General features: G+C 64.6%; 24 protein-coding genes and 1 other RNA gene. 8 read left to right on the forward strand and 17 right to left on the reverse strand.

Annotation, left to right across the window (positions count from 1 at the left end):
• Window positions 1-7: 7 nt before the first annotated feature.
• The 10 genes from SKP52_RS15240 to SKP52_RS15285 form a co-directional block, all read right to left on the reverse strand.
• A complete protein-coding gene (locus SKP52_RS15240; RefSeq protein ID WP_039581235.1) occupies window positions 8-1,207 on the reverse strand; it encodes an ABC transporter permease in 1,200 nt (399 codons plus the stop codon).
• Between the two features lie 8 nt (window positions 1,208-1,215).
• Window positions 1,216-1,944, reverse strand: coding sequence for an ABC transporter ATP-binding protein (locus SKP52_RS15245; protein ID WP_081997397.1), 729 nt, complete (start codon window positions 1,942-1,944; stop codon window positions 1,216-1,218).
• Entirely contained in the window at window positions 1,941-3,251 is a 1,311-nt protein-coding gene (locus tag SKP52_RS15250; protein WP_039576099.1) for an efflux RND transporter periplasmic adaptor subunit, read from the reverse strand. The genes SKP52_RS15245 and SKP52_RS15250 overlap by 4 nt, the downstream gene beginning before the upstream one ends.
• A complete protein-coding gene (locus tag SKP52_RS15255) occupies window positions 3,248-4,660 on the reverse strand; it encodes an efflux transporter outer membrane subunit (protein WP_052208365.1) in 1,413 nt (470 codons plus the stop codon). Before SKP52_RS15255 ends, SKP52_RS15250 begins: the two co-directional genes overlap by 4 nt.
• A 169-nt stretch (window positions 4,661-4,829) precedes the next feature.
• The gene (locus tag SKP52_RS15260) at window positions 4,830-5,786 is read right to left on the reverse strand and encodes a copper resistance protein B (RefSeq protein WP_039576103.1); all 957 of its coding nucleotides are present in this window, start codon (window positions 5,784-5,786) and stop codon (window positions 4,830-4,832) included.
• Window positions 5,783-7,573, reverse strand: coding sequence for a copper resistance system multicopper oxidase (locus SKP52_RS15265; protein ID WP_148309153.1), 1,791 nt, complete (start codon window positions 7,571-7,573; stop codon window positions 5,783-5,785). Before SKP52_RS15265 ends, SKP52_RS15260 begins: the two co-directional genes overlap by 4 nt.
• Before the next feature lie 58 nt (window positions 7,574-7,631).
• Window positions 7,632-8,198, reverse strand: a complete 567-nt coding sequence (locus SKP52_RS15270; RefSeq protein ID WP_039576107.1) for an RNA polymerase sigma factor — start codon at window positions 8,196-8,198, stop codon at window positions 7,632-7,634.
• Window positions 8,195-8,632 (reverse strand): periplasmic heavy metal sensor, encoded by a 438-nt coding sequence (locus SKP52_RS15275; RefSeq protein ID WP_039576109.1) that lies wholly within the window; start codon window positions 8,630-8,632, stop codon window positions 8,195-8,197. The genes SKP52_RS15270 and SKP52_RS15275 overlap by 4 nt, the downstream gene beginning before the upstream one ends.
• A complete protein-coding gene (locus SKP52_RS15280; protein ID WP_039576112.1) occupies window positions 8,632-8,898 on the reverse strand; it encodes a hypothetical protein in 267 nt (88 codons plus the stop codon). Before SKP52_RS15280 ends, SKP52_RS15275 begins: the two co-directional genes overlap by 1 nt.
• A 94-nt stretch (window positions 8,899-8,992) precedes the next feature.
• Window positions 8,993-9,628, reverse strand: coding sequence for a cation transporter (locus tag SKP52_RS15285; RefSeq protein WP_039576113.1), 636 nt, complete (start codon window positions 9,626-9,628; stop codon window positions 8,993-8,995).
• 68 nt (window positions 9,629-9,696) lie between these two features.
• Between SKP52_RS15285 and SKP52_RS15290 the strand changes: the two genes are divergently transcribed.
• Window positions 9,697-10,107 (forward strand): MerR family transcriptional regulator, encoded by a 411-nt coding sequence (locus SKP52_RS15290; protein WP_039576115.1) that lies wholly within the window; start codon window positions 9,697-9,699, stop codon window positions 10,105-10,107.
• 177 nt (window positions 10,108-10,284) lie between these two features.
• On the opposite strand, the gene ssrA is transcribed toward SKP52_RS15290, so the two are convergent.
• Window positions 10,285-10,640, reverse strand: a transfer-messenger RNA (tmRNA) gene (ssrA, locus tag SKP52_RS25545).
• A gap of 38 nt (window positions 10,641-10,678) precedes the next feature.
• Window positions 10,679-11,095, reverse strand: a complete 417-nt coding sequence (mscL, locus tag SKP52_RS15295) for a large conductance mechanosensitive channel protein MscL (protein WP_039576117.1) — start codon at window positions 11,093-11,095, stop codon at window positions 10,679-10,681.
• 116 nt (window positions 11,096-11,211) lie between these two features.
• Between mscL and SKP52_RS15300 the strand changes: the two genes are divergently transcribed.
• From SKP52_RS15300 to SKP52_RS15315, 4 genes are all read left to right on the forward strand, one after another.
• The gene (locus tag SKP52_RS15300) at window positions 11,212-11,814 is read left to right on the forward strand and encodes a LemA family protein (protein WP_081997399.1); all 603 of its coding nucleotides are present in this window, start codon (window positions 11,212-11,214) and stop codon (window positions 11,812-11,814) included.
• A 7-nt stretch (window positions 11,815-11,821) separates the two neighbouring features.
• Window positions 11,822-12,652, forward strand: coding sequence for a TPM domain-containing protein (locus SKP52_RS15305; protein WP_407695106.1), 831 nt, complete (start codon window positions 11,822-11,824; stop codon window positions 12,650-12,652).
• Between the two features lie 12 nt (window positions 12,653-12,664).
• Window positions 12,665-13,351, forward strand: a complete 687-nt coding sequence (locus SKP52_RS15310; protein ID WP_039576121.1) for a TPM domain-containing protein — start codon at window positions 12,665-12,667, stop codon at window positions 13,349-13,351.
• A gap of 100 nt (window positions 13,352-13,451) precedes the next feature.
• Entirely contained in the window at window positions 13,452-13,997 is a 546-nt protein-coding gene (locus SKP52_RS15315) for an NUDIX hydrolase (RefSeq protein WP_039576123.1), read from the forward strand.
• On the opposite strand, the gene SKP52_RS15320 is transcribed toward SKP52_RS15315, so the two are convergent.
• The 5 genes from SKP52_RS15320 to carA all read right to left on the reverse strand — a co-directional run bounded on the left by SKP52_RS15320 (window position 13,994) and on the right by carA (window position 20,021).
• The gene (locus SKP52_RS15320; protein ID WP_039576124.1) at window positions 13,994-14,629 is read right to left on the reverse strand and encodes a rhomboid family intramembrane serine protease; all 636 of its coding nucleotides are present in this window, start codon (window positions 14,627-14,629) and stop codon (window positions 13,994-13,996) included. The genes SKP52_RS15315 and SKP52_RS15320 overlap by 4 nt on opposite strands.
• 13 nt (window positions 14,630-14,642) lie before the next feature.
• Complete coding sequence (gene greA, locus SKP52_RS15325) at window positions 14,643-15,119, reverse strand: transcription elongation factor GreA (RefSeq protein ID WP_039576126.1); 477 nt, start codon at window positions 15,117-15,119, stop codon at window positions 14,643-14,645.
• A 95-nt stretch (window positions 15,120-15,214) separates the two neighbouring features.
• Complete coding sequence (carB, locus tag SKP52_RS15330; protein ID WP_039576127.1) at window positions 15,215-18,535, reverse strand: carbamoyl-phosphate synthase large subunit; 3,321 nt, start codon at window positions 18,533-18,535, stop codon at window positions 15,215-15,217.
• Window positions 18,535-18,813 carry a hypothetical protein gene (locus tag SKP52_RS26195; protein WP_148309154.1) on the reverse strand — a complete coding sequence of 93 codons (279 nt, stop codon included), beginning with the start codon at window positions 18,811-18,813 and terminating at the stop codon, window positions 18,535-18,537. The genes carB and SKP52_RS26195 overlap by 1 nt, the downstream gene beginning before the upstream one ends.
• 23 nt (window positions 18,814-18,836) lie before the next feature.
• The gene (carA, locus tag SKP52_RS15335; RefSeq protein ID WP_039576130.1) at window positions 18,837-20,021 is read right to left on the reverse strand and encodes a glutamine-hydrolyzing carbamoyl-phosphate synthase small subunit; all 1,185 of its coding nucleotides are present in this window, start codon (window positions 20,019-20,021) and stop codon (window positions 18,837-18,839) included.
• A 131-nt stretch (window positions 20,022-20,152) separates the two neighbouring features.
• Here carA and SKP52_RS15340 point away from each other — a divergent pair, with 131 nt between their 5' ends.
• From SKP52_RS15340 to dnaG, 3 genes are all read left to right on the forward strand, one after another.
• Window positions 20,153-20,605, forward strand: coding sequence for a GatB/YqeY domain-containing protein (locus tag SKP52_RS15340; protein ID WP_039576133.1), 453 nt, complete (start codon window positions 20,153-20,155; stop codon window positions 20,603-20,605).
• Between the two features lie 113 nt (window positions 20,606-20,718).
• Window positions 20,719-21,111, forward strand: coding sequence for an endonuclease domain-containing protein (locus SKP52_RS15345; RefSeq protein ID WP_039576135.1), 393 nt, complete (start codon window positions 20,719-20,721; stop codon window positions 21,109-21,111).
• Between the two features lie 64 nt (window positions 21,112-21,175).
• Window positions 21,176-23,065, forward strand: a complete 1,890-nt coding sequence (gene dnaG / locus SKP52_RS15350; RefSeq protein ID WP_039576137.1) for a DNA primase — start codon at window positions 21,176-21,178, stop codon at window positions 23,063-23,065.
• The last annotated feature ends 7 nt before the right edge of the window (window positions 23,066-23,072 follow it).

Consider the following 23,072-nt stretch of genomic DNA (forward strand, 5'->3'; position numbering starts at 1 on the left):
GCCGCCGCTATTCGTGCCGCAGCGCGTCGATCGGGTCGAGCTTCGACGCCCGTCGCGCGGGATAAAAGCCAAAGGTGATCCCCATCAACGCCGAAAAGAGAAAGCTCAGCGCGTTGACCAGCGGATTGAACAGGAAGGGCACGTCGATCACCCCGGCCATGCCCCACGACAGCAGGAAGGCGAGCGCGATGCCGACGACCCCGCCGAAGCAGCAGAGGACAACGGCTTCCGTCAGGAACTGAAGCTGGACCTCGCGCGCAAGCGCACCGATGGCGAGGCGAATGCCGATCTCGCGCGTCCGTTCGGTCACCGAGACGAGCATGATGTTCATGATGCCGATCCCACCGACGAGCAGGCTGATCCCCGCGATCACCGCGACCATTGCGGTCAGCGCCCCGGTCGCCGCGCCCAGAGCCTGATTGACCTGCGCAGTATCGACGACGTTGAAATCATTGGCGGCCGTCCCCTGAAGCAACCGCCGTTCGCGCAGTAGGGCGACAAGCGAGGCCTGGATCGTCGTACTCGCATAGGCGCCGTCATATTTGATCACGAAATATTGCAGGTCGTCGTTTCCGGTGAAGCGCCGCTGCACGGTTTTCAGCGGCATCATCACGACATTGTCGCTATCTTGGTCGGGCCCGCCGCCCTCGCCGCGTTCCTTGAGCAGGCCGACCACGGTACACGACACATTGTCGAGGCGGACTTTCGCGCCGAGCGGGCTCGCGCCCGCGACGAAAATCGCCTGCCGCACCTTCGGCCCGATCAGGCATACGCTTTTGCCCGCGCTCTCTTCCTCGTTCGAAAAGGGACGGCCCTCCTCGACCTCGACCGACCGGGCGCGGAGGAAGGCGTTTTCGACGCCCTGCACGCTCGTCTGCCAGCTCTGCCCATTGTGGAAGGCGGTAGCGCTCGACGATACGCTGCCCGACACATCCTCGACCCCGGCGATCTGGCTGCGCACGGCGTCGATATCGTCCTGCTTGAACGGCCGCGGCGCGCCGCGATCGCCGCGGACCGGAAAGACGATCAACACATTCGACCCCAGCGAGGAAATCTGGCTCTGGATCGACGCGGTAACGCCATTGCCCAGCGTCACCATCGTAATCACCGCCGCAACGCCGATGATGATCCCGAGCGTCGTCAGGAAGGAGCGCAGCAAGTGCCGCCGGATTTCGCGGAAGGCGAGCAGCAGCGTCGCACCGAACATGCCGAGCATCAGCCGGCCTCCCCGGCAATCGCGCGTTCACGATGCTCGACACTTTCGACGAGGCCGTCGCGGAACCGCACGACGGTGCGCGCGAACGCCGCCATTTCCTCTTCGTGCGTGACCATCAATATGGTGATGCCTTCGCCGTTCAGCCGCGTGAGCAATTGCATGATCTCGATCGAGCGTTCGGTATCGAGATTGCCCGTTGGCTCGTCGGCGAGCAGCACCGCGGGCTCGGTGACGAGCGCGCGCGCGATGGCGACGCGCTGTTGCTGGCCGCCCGACAGTTCGGCAGGAGTATGAACGGCCCATGGCGCGAGCCCGACCTGATCGAGCGCGCGCATCGCGGCGGCATGGCGCACCGCCTTTTTCTCGCCGCGATAAAGCAAGGGCAGTTCGACATTTTCGACAGCCGACGTGCGCGCGAGCAGGTTGAAGCCCTGAAACACAAAGCCGAGATATCGGCGGCGCAGCAGGCTGCGCTGGTCGCGGTCAAGCGCCTGCACCTCGACCCCGCGAAAGCGGAAGATGCCGCTCGTCGGCACGTCGAGACAGCCGAGGACGTTCATCGTCGTCGACTTGCCCGACCCCGAAGGCCCCATCACCGCGACGAAATCGCCGCGCTCGACGCGCATGTCGACGCCCTTCAGCGCCTGAAAGGCCGCCTCGCCCTTGCCGAAGGTCTTGGTGATGCCTTCGAGCTCGATCAGCGGCGGCGAGGACGGATTGGCGGTCACTGGGGCGCGGCCGCCTTGCCCGTCACGACTTTCATGCCTGCACGCAATTGCTTCGACGTCACCGCGGTCAGGCGTCCGTCGCTCTCGCCCGTGACGACGTCGATCGGCTTCAGCTTGCCGTCGGTCTGCAACACCCAGACGCGCTGGCGGCTGCCCGCCCCGATCGTCGCGCGCTGCTCATTCTTTTCGAGCCCGATTTCGGGATTGAGCACGCTCGCCTCGCCCTTCTCCTTTGCGTCGGGCTGGAAGCGCAGTGCGCCGTTGGGAACGAGCAATTGCTTGCCTGTGCTGCCGGTGGCGATCGTCGCGGTGGCAGTCATCCCCGGTCGCAGCACGCCCTCGGAATTGGCGACCGCGAGCCGCGCTTCGTAACTGACGACGGCGTTGCTGCCCGCGGTAGCGGCGGCGGTCTGCTGGCTCGCCTGCGACGCGGTGTTGCTCGACGCCTGATCGACGCGTTCGACGCGCGCGGGAAAGCGGCGGCCCGGATAGGCGTCGACGGTGAAGCTTGCCCCCTGCCCTTCGCGCACCTGACCGACATCGGCTTCGTCGATTTCGACGCGAAGCTGCATCGCCGAGAGATCCTCGGCGAGGATGAACAAGGTCGGGGTGTTGAAGCTCGCCGCGACGGTCTGCCCCGGCTCGACCTGCCGCGCGAGCACGACGCCCGAAACGGGTGAGCGGATCACCGCGCGATTGCGGTTGGTGACCGCAGTCGACAGCTGCGCCTCGACCGCGCGGACGTTTGCATTCGCCGCGGCAACTGCCGCGACGTCGCGTTTGACCGCGCCCTTCGCCTGATCGAACTCGACCCGCGACGGCACCTTGCCGCCCGAGATGCGGAAGACATTTTCCAGCCGCGCGAGCTGCGCGCGGTCGACGTCGAGCGTCGCCTGCGCCTGCGCCACCTGCGCGCGCGCGGCGTTCAGGTTGGCCTGCGCCTGCGTGATCTGATCCTCGATCACGTCGGTGTTGATCTGCGCCAGCACCTGCCCTTTGGTCACCCGGTCGTTCACATCGACATAGATATTGTCGATCTTACCCGACACTTCGGACCCGACCTCGACCTGGTTGGTCGGGCGCAGATTGCCCGTCGCCGTCACGCTGAGCACCAGCGCGCGCTCGGCCACCTTTTCGGTGATATATTCGGGCTCGCCGCTGCCCCGCGAGCAGGTCGCGACGCCGAGGAGCACCACAAGCACCAGCAACGCCGGCAACCAATATTTCATCCAGCGCCGCCAGCGCGGTTGCGGCTTGGCACCGAGGAATTCATCAAGTTCCTGCGGATGGGTCGCGGCATCGGTCATTCTGTCATTCCTCCGTCCGGACCCAAATTCATATCTATCGCCCCGCCGCCAAGCGCCTGGTTCAGCACGATAAAGGCGTTGGCCTTTTCGGCCTCGCTGGCGGCGAGCGCGTTGCGCGCGCCGAGCAGCTGGTTCTCGGCCGTGAGCAACGTCTGGAAATCGATCAGTCCCGACTGATATTGGCTACGCGCTAGCAAGGCGGCATTATTCGCAGCCTCGAGCGCCGTGCTGAAAAGCAGGACCCGCTCGCGCGCCGCCGTCAACGCGACCGCCGCGCTTTCGACATCCTCGAGCGCGCCGAGGATCGCCTGCTCCCACGCCGCGAGCGACGCCTGTGCCGCCGCCTCGGCCCCGGCGATCTGCGCACGGGCGCGTCCGCCGTCGAAAATGAGTTGGCTGACCCCGGCGAAGAGACCGCCGGTGACGACGTCGAACAGATTGCCGATCCCGAACGACGAGGTCCCGATATTGCCCGTCAGCCGCACCAGCGGCAGCAACTGCGCGCGCGCGACGCCGATGCGCGCGGTGTCGGCGAGCAGCGCCGCTTCGGCCTGACGCACGTCGGGCCGGTTACGTAGGATCGCCGCCGGCGTGTCGAGCCCCGCCGTCTCGGGCGGGATGGGGATCGGGCGGAAATCGGCCGCGAGCGCCGCCCGCACCGCACCGGGCGGCTCGCCGATCAATGTCGAGATGGTATTTGCCGCCTGCGCGAAATCGCGTTCGAGCGCGGGGATGCTCGCCGCGGTCTGCGCACGCTGCGCAGCCGCCTGCTCGACGTCGAGGCTGGACACGAGGCCGGCCTGCAGGCGCCAGCGCGCGATTTGCAGATTTTCGTCCTGGATCGTCAGCGTTTCGCGCGCGATCGAGCGCTGCACCGCCAGCGCGCGCGCCGACACCGTCACCTGCGCGACCTGTCCCACGATCAGTCGCTGTAGATCGGCGAGGCCATAATCCGCCGTCGCAAGATCGGCGCGCGACGCCGCGACATTGTTGCCGATCCGGCCGAACAGGTCGATTTCCCACTGCGCGTCGGCGCCGAGCGAGAATTGCAACCGGTCGTCGGCAAGGTCGCCGACATCGCGCCGGACGCCGCCCGAGGCGTCGATCTGTGGCAGGAAGCTGGCGCGCGCGGCGCGCACACCGGCGCGCGCCTGCGCCACGCGCGCGGCGGCCTGTGCGATGTCGCGGTTGTTCGCCAGCGCGCGCTCGACATGGCTGTCGACCAAGGGATCGTTGAGCCGGGTCCAGTATTTGACGACGCCGGCTGGCTGCGCGTCCGTACCGTCCGACCAGCGATCGGGCACCACAACCGCCGGCCGCGGAGCGGTCTGCGTCGCAATCGGGGCGCAGGCAGCAAGCCCGCCGACAAGGCCCGTAGCGATCAGCCACTGCATTCCAGCTTTTCGCATGCGCCCCCTCAAAACTGTTGAAGCCTCATTTTCACATGTGAAACCGGCGAGGCCATAATGTATTGAATGGGCATAATTTCGCGGCGAGACAATATCTAATCGCCCCGGGTCACAACCATTTCTCTTCTATTTCTAATTCTCTAGCCCATTTGTCCGATGCCCTGGGCGGTCAGAACCACGCCTTCACCCCGACATCCAGGCTGACGCTATCGGGATCGTCACCGGCCGCGCGAGCGAAGCGCGCGGTGTCGCCGACCTTCCGCGCCCATTCGACCCCGACATAGGGCGCCAACTCGCGAACGATCTCGTAGCGGAGCCGCAGGCCGAGCTCGATATCGGAAAGACCCGAACCGATCGCGCTTTCGGGGACGTCCTGCAGCGCAAAATTGACTTCGGCCATCGGCTGCAGGATCAGTTTCTGGGTAATGCGCTGATCGTAGGAGCCTTCGATCCGTGCGAGCAGATTGCCCTTGTCCGACAGGAACAGCGCGCCTTCGGTCTCGAACCAGTAGGGCGCCAAGCCTTCGAAGCCGATCGCTGCGTAAGTGCGGTCAGGTCCATGCCCCAGATCCTGCCGGATGCCGCCCTGCGCATTGAAATAGGGCCCGATGGCACGACTGTAGAGAAATTGCAGTTCGGCGCTTTCGGAGCCTTCGCCAAAGACCGCTTCGCCTTCGCTTTTTACTGTGAGGCGATTGATGTCGCCGCCATACCAGCCCTCACCCTCCCACCGGAAACCGTCGCGCCCTTTGCGCGCCTGATATTCGGCGAGGTTGATGGCGATGAACGCGGTCTTCTGGCCGCCATTCTCGATCATCATAGCGTGGCGCGAATGATCCATCTCGGCCTTGGAAAAATAGCGGTCGGCATACCAGTCGCCGGGCGGCGATGGTGCGGGCGCATCGCCCGCGGGCAAATCGGTCCCGGTGGCGCCCGCTGGTCCGTCGGCTTGAAGATCCTTGGGGGTGCAATGCCCCATCGCCGCATGCTCGGGCGAACAGGCGGGATCGGCATCCGTTTTCGCGGGCGCTGGCTGCTGGTGCCCGCCATGATGCGACTGGGCCGCGACAGGCGCGGCGACGGCGAGCGGCGACAGGCCGGCGAGCAGAATCGCGGCGCGCATCATGCCGCCGCTCCACGCGGGCGAACGCTGACCACCCGCATCATCCCCGCGTGCATGTGATAGAGAAGGTGGCAGTGGAAGGCCCAGTCACCGAGCGCGTCGGCGGTGAAATCGAAGGTCGCGATGCCGCCCGGCTGGACGATCACCGTATGCTTGCGCGGCGCGCGGTCGCCCTTGCCCGTTACCAGCTCGAAGAAATGGCCGTGCAGGTGGATCGGATGGCTCATCATCGAATCGTTGATCAGGTTCACGCGCACGCGCTCGCCCTCGATGAAAGGGATGGGTTCGTGATGGTCGGACATCTTCACACCGTCGAACGACCACATGAAGCGTTCCATATTGCCCGTCAGGTGGATGTCGAGCGCGCGTTCGGGCGCCCGGACATCGGGGTTGCGATCAAGCGCGATCAGGTCGCGGTAGGTCAGCGCCTTGTGCCCGGCATCCTCCAGCCCCTGCCCGGGCTCGCCCATCCGGTCGACGGGCATCGGCGAAATCGACTGGACGCTCGGGTCGCGCTTGACCTGCGGCGCGACCGAAAAATCGCGCATGCTGTGGTTCATGCCGCCGGCGGCGGCGCCGTGTTCCATCGCGGCATGGTCGGGAGAGGCGTCCGCCGGAGCGCAATGTCCCATCGCCGCATGCTCGGCCGCGCACGACGCGTCGCCACCCGCCATCGCGCCCATGCCCATGTCCTTCATCGTCGCGAGCGGGCGCCCCCGCAGCGGCGGAACCGCGGCCGCCATCCCGGCGCGCGGCGCCAGCGTCGCGCGCGCCATGCCCGATCGGTCGCTGGCCTCGGCCACGAAACTATAGGCGCGGTCTTCGGCCGGCGTGACGACGACATCATAGGTTTCGGCAACGCCGATCTGGAATTCGTCGATCTCGATCGGGACGACGTTGAGGCCGTCAGCCTGCACCACCGTCATGCGAAGCCCCGGTATGCGAACGTTGAAGATCGACATCGCCGACGCGTTGACGATGCGCAGCCGGACACGCTCGCCCGGCGCGAACAGTGCGGTCCAATTGTCGCGCGGCCCGTAACCATTAACCAGAAACCGATATGTCGACCCGTTGACGTCGGCGACGTCGGTCGGATCCATCCGCATCGCGCCCCAGCGGACGCGTTCCTTTAGCGACTGGTCCTTGCCGTCAAGCAGCCCCGACAAAGTCTGCCGCTGCATGTTGAAATGCCCCGGATTGACCTTGAGCTTGCGAAAGATCGCCTCGGGCGACAGCTCGCTGTGGTCGGACAGCACGACGACATGCTCGCGGTCGTAACCGACGGGGTCGGCACCCGCCGGGTCGATGATCAGCGGCCCATAATGGCCGATCTGTTCCTGCAGCCCCGAATGGCTGTGATACCAATAGGTGCCCGACTGCTTGACGGGAAATTCATAGACGAAGGTCGAGCGCGGCTTGATCCCCGGAAAGCTGACGCCGGGCACGCCGTCCATCTGGAACGGCAGGATCAGCCCATGCCAGTGGATCGAGCTGTCCTCGTCGAGATCGTTGATGACCGTGAGCCGGGCCTGCTGCCCTTCCTTCAGCCGCACGAGCGGCCCCGGCACCGTGCCGTTGATCCCGATCGCCCGGCTGACCTTGCCATCGACGCGCATCGTCTGCCGCGCGATACGCAGCGTGATGTCCGTTCCTGAAACGGTCGGAAGCGTCGAAGCGATGCCATACGAGACAGGCTGCGCCCAGGCTGGATACCATGACGCCAACGCGGCCAGCGCGCCTCCGCCCAGTGCCCCATTCACGAACCTACGCCTGCTAATCCGCATAAAAATCCCGGCTGCCCCTATCTGTCTCTAGGGACATACGCGAAGCGAAGGCCCGCCCCTCATCTCAATTTTCGTCGAGCAGCATCCGCAGTTTCAAGCGCGCGCGATAAAGGCGCGTTTCCACGGTCTTTTCGCTGACCTTGAGCAATTGCGCCGTTGCCGACTGGCTGAGGTCTTCGACGCCGCGAAGCACCAGCACCTCGCGCAAATTATGCGGTAATCCGGCCATCGCCTTCCGTACCCGCGCCAGTTCCGCGCGGTCGCCGGCTTCGACGTCGGGCGCTGGCGCCTCGATTGCCACGTCATGCGCATTTTCGAGCGGCAGCGCGCGAGTGAAAAAGGACCGCACGGCGCGCCGGCGCGCCCAGTCGCGGCATTTGTTGAGCGCGATACGCGAAATCCATATCCGGAACGGCCGGTCGCCATCATAGCGTTCGATCGCGGCGAAGGCGGCGACAAAGCTTTCCTGCGACAGGTCCATCGCTTCCTCGGCGTGGCCGACATGATGTCGGATCAGGCGAAAGACCGGCGCCTTGTATCGCGCCAGCAGTTCGCGATAGACATCCTCCCGTCCGGTGCGGGCGAGCGCGGCGAGTTCGCGGTCGCTACATTGCGATAGGTCGAGGCTCACCTTGCATCGGCGGTCAGGGCCTCGACCACGGTCTTGTCGAACATCTCGGCCTGATGACGATCGAGCACGGCGCGCATCGCGAACAGATGCTGGAGCGTCTCCTTCTGTAGTTCGCCCATCACCTCGTGCGTCTCGTCGATCGCCTGGGTGACGCGGGGGCCATAGCCATGTTCGGCCTCGATCGCCTGCGCCAGCCGGATATTTGCCGCGCGCATATCGCGTTCGAGCGCGTCGCGCCGCGCCGCGAAGCGCCCCTCGATCGCATGGAGTTTTCGCTCCTGTTCGTCCGAGAGCTTCGCCTCGCGGTGCAGGATCGCGTGGAGTTCGGTCTCGCTCGCGCGCGGCGCATCGACGAGCATCCGTCCGACAAACACCCCCGCTACTGCCGCCAGAAAGGCGATCAGACCGACGATCCAGATGCGGCGCAGCGCCATCAGCGTCCGTTCAGCAAAGTCGACGGCGCCAACGGACTGTCCAGTACGAGCGGCGTAAGCGGACCCGCTGCCACCGCGTCCGGAACAAAGGCGCTGCCCGCGGCGACACCGCCGCCGAGCGACACGAGCGCAGCGACCAGCATCGCGCGTCGCATCGCGACCGCCTCGCGCCGCCGCGCCGCGAGCGCGGTCAGGACGCGCGCGTCGAGGGCATCGAGTGCCGGCGGTATGTCCGCCGCGTTCAGGATCCGAAGTTCGTCGTCCATGGGCCTTTCCGCAGTCCCTTCAAAACAGGATACGCGCCCACGCTGCTTACCCCTCAAATCCCATGCTCGATAGGATCGTTTTGCTGAAAACGGCCTATGCGGCCTCGCCGGCGGGCATCGCGGCAAGCTCGCTGCGCGCCTGCCGGAACACTTCGGCGCTGCCCCAGATCGCGAGCCCGGCCATGATCGCCGCAACCGCGAGGTCGGGCCAGCTCTGCCCGGTGCCGAACACGCCGAGCGCCGCGCCCATCACCGCGACATTGCCGATCGCGTCGTTGCGCGAGCAGATCCACACCGAACGCATGTTCGCGTCGCCGGTGCGATAACGATAGAGCATCAGCGCGACCGCGACATTGGCGGCCAGCGCGAGCGCGCCGATCAGCCCCATCGTCTCGGCATGCGGCGCCGATCCGCTGACGAAGCCCCAGACCGCCGAGCCAAAGACCCACAGGCCAAAGACGAGCATCGTTGTGGCTTTCAGCAAGGCGGCGCGCGCACGCCACGCGAGCGCCATGCCGGCGACGCCCAGGCTGATCGCATAATTGGCGCTGTCACCGAGAAAATCGAGCGCGTCGGCCTGCAACGCGCGCGAATCCGCCGCGACGCCCGCGACGATTTCGACGCCGAACATCGCGGCATTGATCAGCAGTGCGATCCACAGGATACGCCGCCACTTGCGGTCATTGAGCGCGGTCGTGCCGCTTTTGCCGGCACAGCATTGATCGGCCACGTCGAAAGCTCCTGTCATCTTCGAGTCGGCACCCTATATGCACCCTGTAGCAACTACAGGGTCAAGCGATGAAAATCGGCGAACTGTCGCGGGCGACCGGGACCAATATCGAAACCATCCGCTATTATGAGCGGATCGGGCTGTTGCCCGCGCCGGGTCGCACTACAGCAAATTACCGCAGCTATGGCGACGCGCACCGCTCGCGGCTCAGTTTTGTGCGCCATTCGCGCGATCTGGGGTTCACGATCGACGATATCCGTTCGCTGCTCGACCTGTCGGACGATCCGGCGCGCGACTGCGGCGAGGCCGACCGGATCGCGACACGGCATTTGGAACAGGTCGAGGAAAAGATTGCTCAGCTCACATCGCTGCGCGACGAACTCGCGCGTATTATCGGCCGCTGCCGCGGCGGTGTCGCCGCCGATTGCCGTGTCATCGAGGCGCTCGGTGATCATCGTCACTGCGAAAGCGCGCACTAACCACCACCATCGTCATTCCCGCGAAAGCGGGAACCCAGCGGACCAACGCATCGTCCTCGGGCTCCGCTTGCCGGTCAGACGCAGGAACCGGGTTCCCGCTTTCGCGGGAATGACGATGGTTGGCGATGTAATGAAAAAGGTGGGACGATTCTGTTGCCCGGCTCGTCCCCAGCCGCTGGTATCCGATTCTGTTGCCCGGTTCGGTCCGAACCGCGTTCTATTTGTCTAACCTTAGGCCGTGAGGCTTATCGGTTAGGCAGCCAGAGCGAGTGCTTCGTTATCGTTAGCACCTATTGGTTTTGAGCCTTGAACGGGTTACTCAGCCCGGAAGAAAATATCGTCTTTGAACACACGTCGATCCTGGTTCGGCCCCGTCAGAAACCCGCGCGCCCATCAAGAAACACGGGTTTGTGGTGGAGCCGCCGGGTACTGCCCCCGGGTCCGCTGTGTCTATTCCACGACACCATTTATCCTCATAGCCGGCCGAAACCGGCACGACTTATATAGGAAGCCCGCCCGCACTTGGAAAGAGCGCAGGCAGGCTATTCGTCCCGTAACCGGCCCGGATCCCTTATTTCTTTCGCAATTCGTCGCGAATTTCGGTGAGGATGTCGACCTCACTCGGCCCAGCGGGCGCGTCGGGCCCCTTGCGCACGACCTTGTTCACCGCTTTCACCAGCAGGAAGATGATCCACGCCAGAATCAGGAAATTTATCGTCGCCGTAATGAAGGCGCCATAGCCGAACATTGCGACCCCGGCCTCTTTCAGCTTGGCATAGTCGGTCGGGGAGACGCCGGCGGGCACGTCGCCCAGCAGGATGAACATGTTCGAGAAATCGACCCCGCCGAAAATCGCGCCGACGACCGGCATGATGATATCCTCGGTCAGCGACTTGGTGATCGTCGCGAACGCGCCGCCGATGATCACGCCGACCGCGAGGTCGATCACATTGCCGCGCGCGATAAATTCCCTGAATTCATTCAGCATCTTGTCGTACCCCGGATTGTTGAGCCTTGCCTTGAAAGGTGCCGCGACGATTGCACAAAGGCAAGCGGCTTCCTATTATGTGTATTGTTGCGGCAAAACGCCGCCGGAGGGAGTTTTTGACTATGACCTATCGTTCCGCTCGCTGGTTGATCCTGCCTGTCGCCGCGATGAGCCTGTCCGCCTGCGGCATCAACAGCGTTCCGACCAAGGAAGAAGCCGCCAAAGCCAAATGGGCCAACGTCGAAGCCGCGTATCAGCGCCGCGCCGACCTGATCCCGAACCTCGTCGAAACGGCCAAGGGCGCGTCGAAGATCGAACAATCGACGCTCGAAGGCGTCATCCAGGCGCGCGCGTCGGCAACGCAGGTCAAACTCAGCACCGACGATCTCAACGATCCCGCCAAGGTTCAGGCGTTCCAGCAGGCACAGGGCAATGTGTCGGGCGCGCTCGGCCGCCTGCTCGTCACCGTCGAACAATATCCCGACCTCAAGAGCCAGGCGCGTTTCGCCGACCTGATGACCCAGCTTGAGGGCACCGAAAACCGGATCAACGTGTCAGTCCAGGACTATAATGGTGCGGTGCAAGATTATAACACGACGATCCGCACCTTCCCCGACATCATCGGCGCCAAGATCGTTCATGGCGCGCAGCCGATGACGCCGTACAAGGCGATCACGCCCAACGCCAACCAGGCGCCGAAGGTCGATTTCGGGCAATAAGGTGACCCTGCCCACCCTTTTGCGTCCACTGGTAACAGCGGCCCTCACAGGGCTGCTGTTGCTGGGGGGACCGGTCGCCGCGCAGACCTTTCCAAAGCTCGTAGGCAATCCGGTTGTCGATCAGGCCGACATCATTCCCCCTGCCGAGGAAGCGGCGCTTAACACGCAGCTGCTCGAACTGGAGAAGACCACCGGGCACCAGCTCGTCGTCGCCACGGTCAACGACCTCGAAGGCAATGACATCGCCGATTACGGCTACAAGCTGGGCCGCGCCTGGGGCATCGGCGACGAAGCGAGAGACGACGGCGTCGTTTTCCTCATCGCGCCGAATGAGCGGCGGATGAATATCGCGGTCGGGCTGGGGCTCGAACCCGTGCTGACCGACGCGCTATCGGGCCGGATCATCCGTGACGTCGTGACGCCCAAATTCAAGGCGGGCGACATGCCCGGCGGGATTCAGGACGGGGTCAATGCGATCGCGCAGCAGATCCAGCTGCCGCCCGAAGAAGCTGCGGCGCGCGCGGCCGCCGCCGACAAGGCCGAACGCGACCGCTCCGGCGATGGCAATTTCGGCGGCCTGTTCTTCGTCGGTTTCATCATCCTGATCTTCTTCGTCCTGCCGATGCTGTCGCGCATGGGGCGTGGGAAAAAGCATCGCCGCAGCGGCCCGTGGGGCGGCGCACCGATCATCATCTGGGGCGACGACGACTGGGGCGGCGGCAGCGGCGGCTCCTCTTGGGGCGGCGGTGGATCGAGTTGGGGCGGCGGCGGCGGCTTCGGCGGCTTTTCGGGCGGCGGCGGTTCGTTCGGGGGCGGCGGCGCCTCGGGCGGCTGGTAGGGAGCGCAGGACGTGCCACAGAAGATTAGCCATGTAAGCGAAGCCGACCACGATATCGTCACCGCCGCGGTTGCCGCGGCCGAGGCGCATACGAGCGGCGAGATCGTCACCGTCGTTGCGGCCAAGTCGAACGATTACGACGATGTGGCATTGGTGTGGGCGAGCGTCATCGCCTTCATCGCCATGTCGGCGATCGCGCTGTTCCCCGAATTTTATCGCGGGCTTTACGACCGGCTGACCGGCGGCTGGGGTCACGAGCTCACCGCCAATCAATGGCTTGGAACGGTGATTGCCGTCGGCGTGCTCAAATGGATCGGCATGTGGTTGATCCTGCTCTGGCGCCCGCTGCGCATGGCTTTGACCCCGCGCGCAATCAAGGCGCAGCGCGTCCGCGCCCGCGCGATCGACCTGTTCAAGGTCGGCACCGAGGCCAAGACGATCGGGCGCACCGGCATCCTCCTCTACCTCAGCCTGAAAGAGCATCGCGCCGACATCGTCGCCGACGAGGCGATCGCCGCCAAGGTCGCGCCCGGCGTGTGGGGCGAAGCGATGGCGGCGCTGATCGAGCGCGTGCGCGCCGGCAAGCCCGGCGAAGGCATGGCAGAGGCGGTGCGTCAGATGGGTATCGTGCTCGCCGAGCATTTCCCTAAGGGCGATGAAAATCCCAACGAACTTCCCGACCGCCTGATCGAACTTTAGGCCTGTCGTCATTGCGAGCGGCGAAGCCGCGTGGCAATCGGGCGTGGCCTCCACCGCCGCGACTGGCCCTGCTGCGCTCGCGACAACGATAAGGACAGATATGACCCGCCCCGCCCCCGACACCCCCATCGAGACGCGGTGGGAAGGCCGCTTCATCACCGTGAAGCAGCAGGGAACGTGGGAATATGTCTCGCGCTCGCGTGGCATTCATGCCGCGGTGATCCTTGCGATCGACGAAGATGTCGACGGCCGCCACGTCATCCTCGTCGAACAATATCGCGTGCCGCTGAAAGTCCAGTGCCTCGAGCTGCCCGCCGGACTCGTCGGCGACGACACTGCCGGCGAGGCGCCCGAAATCGCGGCAGAGCGCGAGCTCGAAGAGGAAACCGGCTACCGCGCCGACCATTGGCGCACCGTCGGCGAATTCTACAGCTCGCCCGGCATGGTCAGCGAAAGCTTCACCCTGCTGGTCGCGACCGGGCTGACCAAGGTCGGCGAAGGCGGCGGGGTCGATGGCGAGGACATCATTGTCCACCGCGTCGCGCTGGACGGCATCGCCGATTTCGTCGCAGCGAAACGCGCCGAAGGTTGCGGGATCGATGTGCGCGTCGCGATGCTGCTGGCGGGTGGGTTGCTCGGGGTCTAGCGCGCCCCGAAACGCCAGCGAAGCAGCGGGCGTGCGAGCAGCAAGCCGGCGAGGAAGCCGCCGACATGCGCCCATATCGCGATCGCGCCAAAGCCGCCGCCACCAGCGAGGCCGATCAATAGTTGGAGCCCGATCCACGCCGCCGCGAGCCATAAAGCCCGCACCCAGTGCCCCGGGATCGGGCCGATAGCGGGTGCCTGCGAGCGGCTGAAGATCAGCGCATATACCGCGATCAGTGCCGATATCGCGCCGCTGGCGCCGATCATCGGCACGGCCGATTGCGGATCGGCAAGAAACTGCGCGAGCGCGCCGCCATAGGCGCCGACGAGCAGCAACACCGCCATCGCCTTCGATCCCAGCGGCGCTTCGAGCTGGCGCCCGATGAAGAGCAGCACGATGACATTGAAGACGATGTGCAGCACCCCGCCGTGCAGCAAAGCCGACGAAAGCGGGGTCAGTACAAAGGGAACCATCGTCCCCGGCGGAAGGATCAGCTCATTGCCGAAACGCGCAGGGATGAACCCCGCGCGCACGATCGCGTCGACCTGGAATCCGGTGATCGACAACAGGACAAAGACGATGACGCAAACGAGCGCATAGCCCGTAACCAGCGGCGCTTCGTGCGGCTTCATCGCCCAAAACCCATCAGATGAATTCGATCTTCTTCACCAGATAATATTTGTCGCCCGCAGGCACGGTGACTTCGATCTCGTCGTCGACGCGGCGACCGATCAGCGCGCGGCCGAGCGGCGAATTATAGCTGATCTTGCCATCCTTCGCATCCGCTTCGGCCTGGCCGACGATCTGATATTTGACCGGCTTGTCGTCCTCGTCGGCGAGGGTAACGGTCGCGCCGAACACGATGCGGTCGCCGGACAACATCGTCGGGTCGATCACCTGCGCGCGCGAAAGCTTGTCTTCGAGGTCGCCGATCGTCGCTTCGACCTGGCCCTGACGTTCCTTCGCTGCGTGATATTCGGCATTTTCCGAAAGGTCGCCATGCGCACGCGCTTCCTCGATCGCATCGACGATCAGCGGTCGCTCGGCCTTGAGTGCCGTGAGCTGCGAGCTCAGCTTCTCATAGCCTTCTGCCAGCATCGGCACCTTTTCAACGCTTGCCATTATCCTGTTGTCCTTCGTCAATAATCCAGCGCCAGCGAAGTTTCGCCGGGCGGCTGCGCCGCTGATCCGTCAATGTCGGGGGGTGGAGCGGTGCCTCAATAATAGTCCTGAAGCGGCTTCACTTCAAGACTGTGCGAGCGCAACGCACCGATCGCCTGAGTGGCTGCATCGCTGGCCGCCGCGGTCGTATAATAAGCGATGTCGGCCGCCAGCGCCGAGGCGCGGATCGACTGCGAGTCCTGCAACGACTGCCATCCCTCGGTGGTGTTGAAGATCAGCTGCACATCGCCGTCCTTGATCCGGTCGACGATATGCGGGCGCCCTTCGGCGACCTTGTTCACGCGTTCGACCTCGATGCCCTGTTCGGCAAGATAGTCTGCGGTGCCGCCGGTTGCGATCACCTGCCAGCCCCACCCGGTCAGCCGGCGGACGGCATCGAGTACGCGCGGCTTGTCGCTATCCTTCACCGAGACGAAGACGCGGCCCGTCGTAGGCAGGCGGTCGCCCGCGCCAAGCTGGGCTTTGGCGAAAGCGAGGTTGAAATTGCTGTCGATTCCCATGACTTCGCCGGTGGACTTCATCTCGGGCGACAGCACCGGGTCGGTGCCGGGGAAACGTGCGAAGGGGAACACCGCTTCCTTCACCGCGACATGTTTGATGTCGCGGTTGATCTTCGGCAGGTCGGCCAGCTTCTCGCCCGCCATCACCCGCGCCGCGATCTTGGCGATCGGCGAACCCACCGCCTTGGCGACGAAGGGCACGGTGCGGCTGGCGCGCGGGTTGACCTCGATCAGATACACCTCGTCGCCCTTGACCGCGAACTGGATGTTCATCAGGCCGCGGACTTCGAGCGCGCGTGCGAGCGCCTCGGTTTGCCGTTCGATTTCGGCGATGATGTCGGCGGGCAGGCTGTACGGCGGGATCGAGCAGGCGCTGTCGCCCGAATGGACGCCGGCTTCCTCGATATGCTGGAGCACGCCCGCCACCACGACGTCGGTGCCGTCGCACAAGGCGTCGACATCGACCTCGATCGCGTCGCGCAGATAGCGATCGATCAGCACCGGCGAATCGCCCGATACCTGCACCGCGGTCTCGATGTAATTTTCGAGCTGCGCCTGATCGTCGACAATCTCCATCGCGCGGCCGCCGAGCACATAGGATGGGCGCGTGAGCACCGGGTAGCCGATGCGCGTCGCCACCGCGATGGCTTCTTCGCGGCTGCGCGCGATGCCGTTCTCGGGCTGCTTGAGCTTCAACTTGTTGACCAGCGCCGCGAACCGCTCGCGGTCTTCGGCGAGGTCGATCGCGTCGGGCGACGTGCCCAGGATCGGGATGCCCGCGTCGGACAACGCTTGCGCGAGCTTGAGCGGCGTCTGCCCGCCGAACTGGACGATCACACCCACCAGCTCGCCCTTCGACATTTCGACGTGCAGGATTTCCAGCACATCCTCGGCGGTCAGCGGTTCGAAATAGAGGCGGTCCGACGTGTCATAATCGGTGCTCACCGTTTCCGGGTTGCAGTTGATCATGATCGTTTCATACCCCGCCTCTTCGAGCGCGAAGCAGGCGTGGCAGCAGCAATAGTCGAACTCGATCCCCTGCCCGATCCGGTTCGGTCCGCCGCCGAGGATGACGACCTTTTTCCGATCCGACGGGTTCGCCTCATTCTCGGGTTCGCCAAAGGTCGGGGCTTCATAGGTCGAATAGAGATAGGGCGTCTTGGCCGCGAATTCGGCGGCGCAGGTGTCGATCGTCTTGAACACCGGCCGCACGCCCAGCTTGTGGCGCAGCGCGCGCACTTCGCCTTCGGTGACGCCGCCGGTCATCGCCTTCACGGCTTCGTGGATCAGCCCGCTTCCCCGCGCGGTCGCCTGCCGCGATCCGGGGCGCAGGTTCGCCGACTGGAGCGCAAGATAGGCGAGGCGCTTGTCCGAAAAGCCCATTGCCTTCAATTTGCGCAGCCCCTCGGCATCGCGCGGCAGGCCGTTTTCGCAAACCTCCTGCTCGGCGGCGACGATCTCGGCGATGCGTTCGAGGAACCACATGTCGTAACCCGCAATGCGGTTGATCTCCGACAAGGGCAGGCCCTCGCGGATCGCCTGCGCCGCGTTGAGCAGCCGGTCGGGGGTCGGTTTCGCCAGCTCGCTGCGCAGCGTGTCGTGGCTCGCACCCTTCAGGCGGTCGACGAAGTTGAAGCCCGAAAGCCCCGTCTCCAGCCCGCGCAGTGCTTTCTGCAAAGACTCGTGGATCGTGCGGCCGATCGCCATCACCTCGCCGACCGATTTCATCGCGGTCGACAGCGTCGCCTCGGCGCCCTTGAATTTCTCGAAGGCAAAGCGCGGAATCTTCGTGACGATATAGTCGATCGTCGGCTCGAACGACGCCGGGGTCACGCCGGTGATGTCGTTCATAATCTCGTCGAGCGTGTAGCCGACCGCGAGCTTCGCCGCGACCTTGGCGATCGGGAAGCCCGTCGCCTTCGACGCGAGCGCCGACGAACGCGACACGCGCGGGTTCATCTCGATCACGATCAGGCGGCCGTCCTTGGGATTGACCGCGAACTGGACGTTCGACCCGCCCGTTTCGACGCCGATCTCGCGCAGCACCGCGATGCTCGCGTTGCGCATGATCTGATATTCCTTGTCGGTCAGCGTCAGCGCGGGGGCGACGGTGATGCTGTCGCCGGTATGCACGCCCATCGGATCGACATTTTCGATCGAACAGATGATGATGCAATTGTCCTTGCGGTCGCGCACCACCTCCATCTCATATTCTTTCCAGCCGAGGAGCGATTCCTCGATCAGGACTTCGGTGGTCGGCGACGCGATCAGGCCGCCGCGGACGATATGCTCGAATTCCTCGCGGTTATACGCGATACCGCCGCCGGTGCCGCCCATGGTGAAGCTTGGGCGGATGATCGACGGCAGGCCGGTGCGTTCGAGCACCGCGAATGCCTCGTCGAGCGTATGCGCAATGCCGCTGCGGGCGCTTTCCAGCCCGATCTTGTCCATCGCGTCGCGGAACTTGATGCGGTCCTCGGCCTTGTCGATCGCCTCGGCATCGGCGCCGATCATCTCGACGCCATATTTCGCCAGCGTGCCGTCGTTGAACAAAGCCAGCGCGGTGTTGAGCGCGGTCTGCCCGCCCATCGTCGGCAGCACCGCATCGGGGCGCTCCTTCGCGATGATCTTCGCGACGATCTCGGGCGTGATCGGCTCGACATAGGTGGCGTCGGCCAGCTCGGGATCGGTCATGATCGTCGCCGGGTTGGAGTTGACGAGGACGATGCGATAGCCCTCCTCCTTCAACGCCTTGATCGCCTGTGTCCCCGAATAATCGAACTCGCACGCCTGACCGATAACGATCGGACCGGCGCCGATGACGAGGATGGATTGGATGTCGGTTCTTTTGGGCATTATTTTTGTTCTTCTGCTGCGTATGCTTCGTTGCCGACGAAGCCGAGTTTGATGTGGTCTGCGAATTCGGGCTTCTTCAGCTCTCGAAACACACACTCAATCGTTTCGTATTTTGCATCGGATGCCGGCATCACGGCGACCAAGTTATCACTATTGAGTTTCAAGGTACCCGGCTTTGCACCGCACTGCGTCTCCACACGCACCAGCCCAGCTTTCAGCCTATCCGCTTGGGAAGCTGCTGGACTCGTGGCGCATCCCGTCAACAACAGAACGGACATGATTGTCGGAACGGCGCGGGCAATCACTTCAACCCACCCACAAACTTCTCGAACAGATAGAAGCTGTCCTGCGGCCCCGGGCTCGCCTCGGGGTGATATTGCACGCTGAACGCATTCTTGCTCGTGATCGCGATGCCGCAGTTCGATCCGTCGAACAGGCTCTTGTGCGTCTCGACCACGCCGGCGGGCAGCGTCGAGGCGTCGACCGCGAAGCCGTGGTTCATGCTGGTGATCTCGACCACGCTGTCTTCCGCGCGCTGCACCGGATGGTTCGCGCCGCGGTGACCCTGATGCATCTTCATGGTTCTAGCCCCCGCGGCGAGCGCGAGCAGCTGGTGGCCGAGGCAAATGCCAAAGATCGGGACATTGCGTTCGAGCAGCCCCTTGATCACCGGCACCGCATATTCGCCCGTCGCCGCCGGATCGCCGGGGCCGTTCGACAGGAACACCCCCGCGGGGCGCAGCGCGACAATCTCTTCGAGGCTGGTCTTCGCGGGCACCACGGTGACGCGCGCGCCGGCCTTCACCAGGTTGCGGAAGATATTGTCCTTGGCGCCATAATCGACCGCGACGACATGGGGCGCGGGATCGCCCGCGCGCTTGTGATCCGACACATCATAGCCCGAACCCAGATGCCAAACCCCCGCATCCCAAGCGCCCTGCCGTTCACGCGTCACCGTCTTGGCGAGGTCCATGCCCTCCAGCCCCGGCCAGCCCTGCGCGAGCATCAGCAGCTTGTCGATATCGAACTTGCCCTCGGGATGGTGCGCGACCACGCCGGTCGGCGCACCACCGTCGCGGATGCGGCGGGTCAGCGCGCGCGTGTCGATGCCCGCCAGCCCGATCAGCCCCTGCGCCGCCATCCAGTCGGGCAAAGTCTGGACGCTGCGGAAATTACTGGGCAGCGTCGGCAGTTCGCGCGTGACGCACCCGATCGCGGCGCGCTTGTCGCGCTCCATATCCTCGGGGTTCGCGCCGACATTGCCGATGTGCGGAAAGGTGAAGGTGATGATCTGACCCGCATAAGAGGGGTCGGTCAGGATTTCCTGATAGCCGGTCATCGCGGTGTTGAAACAAATCTCGCCCACACCGGCGCCGCTGGCACCATAGCCGATGCCCCACAGGACGGTGCCGTCCGCAAGGACGAGGACGCCGGTGGCGCCCGAGGGCTGGACCGCAGGCGCGGCAGAGGGGTTGGCAGGTGCCATTCAACATGCTCCGGACGGGGGGCTAAACGGCCGACCAAGTAGGCGGCAAAAAAGTGATTCACAAGCTATCGGATTAGGAATCTTCTCGCTAGAGAGGGCCTTTCCGAAATTTGCAGCGCATGGGGACACGTATGATTCGTGATGACATCAAGGCTGCGCAGGTCGCGGCGATGAAAGCCGGCGACAAGGCGCGGCTCGGCACCATCCGGCTGATGTTGGCCAAGATCAAGGACAAGGACATCGAGCTTCGCACCGGCACCGCGCCGGCCGACGACGATGTTCTCGTCACCGACGTCTTGCAGAAAATGGTCAAGCAGCGCCGCGAATCGATCACCATGTACGAACAGGGCGGCCGCCAGGAACTCGCCGACATCGAGGCGGCCGAGGTCGTCGTGATCGAGGATTTCCTGCCCGCGCAGCTGAGCGACGATGACGCGATGGCCGCGATCAAGGCGATCGTGGTGGAGTTGGGCGCCGAAAGCCTGAAGGACATGGGCAAGGTAATGGCCGCGGTGAAAGACCGGCTTGGAAGCCAGCTTGATATGAGCAAGGCGAGCGGGTGGGTGAAGGCGGCGTTGAGCTGAGACAGGCCCTCCCCTAGCCCCTCCCGCAAGCGGGATGGGAACCAGACGACAGCGATCTTGCTTCCCCCCTCCCGCTTGCGGGAGGGGTCGGGGGTGGGCATATCGCTAGATATATGGACGGACAGTTTCAGCCACGAGATACACTGCGGGCGAAGGAGTTGCGAAATAGCGCGACGCCGGCGGAGCGAACGTTGTGGCATTGCCTGTCAGGACGAAAAGTCGGTGGATGGAAATTCAGCCGACAAATGCCCGTCGGCCCCTATTTCGCAGATTTTCTGTGCCGCGAAGCGCAATTGATCGTCGAACTCGATGGATATTCGCATGACGTGCGCCAAGATTATGATGAGCACCGGGATCATTGGCTTGCCGAAAACGGTTATCGGGTGCTTCGCTTCACGAACAGCGACGTGATGGCGAACGTCGAAGGCGTCGTGAGTGAGATCGAGCGCGGTCTTGCCCTTCTGCCCACCCCTAACCCCTCCCGCAAGCGGGAGGGGGACAAGTGAAGCCATACGCAATTCTTCTCCCCTCCCGCTTGCGGGAGGGGTCGGGGGTGGGCATGCCACGCGCATGACCCTCACCCCGCAATGGCTGGACGAACTGCGCTCGCGCGTCACCCTGTCGACCCTCATCGGCCGAACCGTGAAGGTCACGCGCGCCGGCCGCGAATATAAAGCCTGCTGCCCCTTCCATAACGAAAAGACGCCCAGCTTCACGATCAACGACGAAAAGGGCTTCTACCACTGCTTCGGCTGCTCCGCGCATGGCGATGCGATCCGCTGGATGACCGACCAGCGCGGCCTGTCGTTCATGGACGCGGTGAAGGAACTCGCCGCCGAGGCCGGCATGGAGGTCCCCGCCGCCGACCCGCGCGCCGCGAAAAAGGCCGAGGAGGCGGCGAGCCTACGCGATGTCGTGCAGGGCGCCGCCGACTGGTTCACGCAGCAGCTCGGCAGCAGCAATGGCGCCCCGGCGCGCGAATATCTGGCGAAACGCGGCATTTCGGAGGCGACGCGCAAGGCGTTCGGCTTCGGCCTGGCGCCCGAAAGCCGCAGCGCGCTGAAAGAAGCGCTCAAGAAATTCCCGACCGCGATGCTCGTCGAATCGGGGATGCTGATCGCGGTCGAGGATAAAGAACCCTACGACCGTTTCCGTGGCCGCCTGATGATCCCGATCCGCGACGCGCGCGGGCGCGTGATCGCGTTCGGCGGGCGCATCTTGGGCGACGGCGAGCCCAAATATCTGAACTCGCCCGACACGCCTTTGTTCGACAAAGGCCGTGTCCTCTACAATCTCGACAAGGCCTCGCCGGCGTCGCGGCAGACGAACCGGATCATCGTCGTCGAAGGCTATATGGACGTCATCGCGCTCGCCGAAGCCGGGATCGCCGACGCGGTCGCGCCGCTCGGCACCGCGTTGACCGAAGCGCAGCTTGGGCTGATCTGGCGGATGGTGCCAGTGCCGGTGCTCTGCTTCGACGGCGATAGTGCCGGGCAGAAAGCGGCGATGCGTGCCGCGATGCGCGCGCTCCCCCTGCTCCGCCCCGGCTTCAGCCTTGCCTTTGCGACGCTGCCCGCGGGGCAGGACCCCGACGATATCGTCCGTGCGCGCGGCGCCGAGGGGTTCAACGCCATCCTGGACGAGACGCAGCCGCTGGTCGAACGGCTCTGGGCGCATGAGGTCGCGGCGGGGCCGCTCGCCACCCCCGAGGAACGCGCCGCATTGAAGACGCGCCTGCTCGCGCACGCCGACGCGATCGAGGACGCCGACGTCCGCCATCACTATCGCGAAGCCTTCCGCGAGCGACTCGATACGCTGTTCGCGCGCAAGCAGCCCGAGCGCACGCAGCGCCAACCATGGACGCCAAACGCACCGCGCGGCGGACAATATGGCGGGGGCAATCGCCGCTTCGGTCCCGACCCGCGATTGCAACCTCCGGCGGATGAGACGCGTTCCATCGGACAGGCGGGGATCGCGGCCCCGCTGATCGCCGCCCTGATCGGTGGATTGCTTCGCTATCCGGGCATTATTCGACGCCATGACGAAGAGTTAGCGAGGCTGTCGATCGGCGATCCGGCCGATGCCGAACTGCTCGATGCGATGCTTGACATCGGAATGCGGCAAGAAGGGCTTGATTGCGAGGGGTTGCTTGCCATATTGGAGCCAATGAAAGTGTATAATAGGGCGACGACATTGCTCCGAGCCGATGGAATGCACTTCTCATTCAATCGCTCGCCGAAAAAGAATGAGGCTATCGATCACGATCGGGCGCAGAGGGAACTTTCCGAGTTTATCTCTCTCGTAAACACGCAGGCGGAGCTGAAAATGCGCCGGTTGCGAGCCGATGAGATCGCCAGGGCCAGACTTGATGAACAGTCGATCGCGGAGCAGCAGCGGCTGCGAGCGATGGATGAAGACCTGATGCACCGGCTCCAGGCGCTGCGCGAAGGCAGCGCCTAGAACCGAA

Source organism: Sphingopyxis fribergensis, assembly GCF_000803645.1.
GTDB classification, from domain to species: Bacteria; Pseudomonadota; Alphaproteobacteria; order Sphingomonadales; family Sphingomonadaceae; genus Sphingopyxis; species Sphingopyxis fribergensis.

Excerpts from the sequence above, each read along its gene's own strand:
- SKP52_RS15240 (WP_039581235.1), bottom strand. The coding sequence starts at position 1,207 with ATGTTCGGTGCGACGCTGCTGCTCGCCTTCCGCGAAATCCGGCGGCAC.
- SKP52_RS15250 (WP_039576099.1), bottom strand. The coding sequence starts at position 3,251 with ATGACCGATGCCGCGACCCATCCGCAGGAACTTGATGAATTCCTCGGT.
- SKP52_RS15255 (WP_052208365.1), bottom strand. The coding sequence starts at position 4,660 with ATGCGAAAAGCTGGAATGCAGTGGCTGATCGCTACGGGCCTTGTCGGC.
- SKP52_RS15260 (WP_039576103.1), bottom strand. The coding sequence starts at position 5,786 with ATGATGCGCGCCGCGATTCTGCTCGCCGGCCTGTCGCCGCTCGCCGTC.
- SKP52_RS15275 (WP_039576109.1), bottom strand. The coding sequence starts at position 8,632 with ATGGCGCTGCGCCGCATCTGGATCGTCGGTCTGATCGCCTTTCTGGCG.
- SKP52_RS15280 (WP_039576112.1), bottom strand. The coding sequence starts at position 8,898 with ATGGACGACGAACTTCGGATCCTGAACGCGGCGGACATACCGCCGGCA.
- SKP52_RS15290 (WP_039576115.1), top strand. The coding sequence starts at position 9,697 with ATGAAAATCGGCGAACTGTCGCGGGCGACCGGGACCAATATCGAAACC.
- mscL (WP_039576117.1), bottom strand. The coding sequence starts at position 11,095 with ATGCTGAATGAATTCAGGGAATTTATCGCGCGCGGCAATGTGATCGAC.
- SKP52_RS15315 (WP_039576123.1), top strand. The coding sequence starts at position 13,452 with ATGACCCGCCCCGCCCCCGACACCCCCATCGAGACGCGGTGGGAAGGC.
- SKP52_RS15320 (WP_039576124.1), bottom strand. The coding sequence starts at position 14,629 with ATGAAGCCGCACGAAGCGCCGCTGGTTACGGGCTATGCGCTCGTTTGC.
- greA (WP_039576126.1), bottom strand. The coding sequence starts at position 15,119 with ATGGCAAGCGTTGAAAAGGTGCCGATGCTGGCAGAAGGCTATGAGAAG.
- carB (WP_039576127.1), bottom strand. The coding sequence starts at position 18,535 with ATGCCCAAAAGAACCGACATCCAATCCATCCTCGTCATCGGCGCCGGT.
- SKP52_RS26195 (WP_148309154.1), bottom strand. The coding sequence starts at position 18,813 with ATGTCCGTTCTGTTGTTGACGGGATGCGCCACGAGTCCAGCAGCTTCC.
- carA (WP_039576130.1), bottom strand. The coding sequence starts at position 20,021 with ATGGCACCTGCCAACCCCTCTGCCGCGCCTGCGGTCCAGCCCTCGGGC.
- SKP52_RS15340 (WP_039576133.1), top strand. The coding sequence starts at position 20,153 with ATGATTCGTGATGACATCAAGGCTGCGCAGGTCGCGGCGATGAAAGCC.
- SKP52_RS15345 (WP_039576135.1), top strand. The coding sequence starts at position 20,719 with ATGGACGGACAGTTTCAGCCACGAGATACACTGCGGGCGAAGGAGTTG.
- dnaG (WP_039576137.1), top strand. The coding sequence starts at position 21,176 with ATGACCCTCACCCCGCAATGGCTGGACGAACTGCGCTCGCGCGTCACC.